The 386-nt window shown below is 63.7% G+C and carries 1 protein-coding gene; it reads right to left on the bottom strand.

Translation table 11 applies throughout. The features are described from left to right. The coding region (locus A3764_RS00505; RefSeq protein WP_201722375.1) for a strawberry notch-like NTP hydrolase domain-containing protein at positions 1-386 on the bottom strand (386 nt) is incomplete at both ends.

Genomic DNA, 386 nt, shown 5'->3' with positions numbered 1-386 from the left:
CCCTAACCTGCTCGGACCCGGCCGCGTTCTGCATGGCATGGGCCTCATCAAAGGCCAGTACGCCTTCAAAGTCTTCGCCCATCCAGTCGAGGATCTGGCTCAGTCGTGTGGTGCCGCATTTGCCCGCGGACCGCAGCGTGGCGTAGGTGACGAAGAGAATACCGTCACCCATAGGGACGGGCTGGTCCGGTTTCCATTTTGAGAGCGGCTGGATGTCGGCAGGCGAGCCGCCGAGATCGGTCCAGTCGCGGATGGCGTCCTCGATGAGCGTGGCGGATTTGGAGACCCAGATCGCCTTTCTGCGACCGGCCAGCCAGTTCACGAGAATGAGCCCCGCGCATTCGCGCCCCTTGCCGCAACCGGTGCCGTCGCCGAGGAAATAGCCA

Origin of the sequence: Sulfitobacter sp. HI0129, from assembly GCF_001635395.1 — a bacterium.
Lineage (GTDB): Bacteria > Pseudomonadota > Alphaproteobacteria > Rhodobacterales > Rhodobacteraceae > Sulfitobacter.
This window is presented reverse-complemented; position numbering and strand designations above follow the sequence as displayed.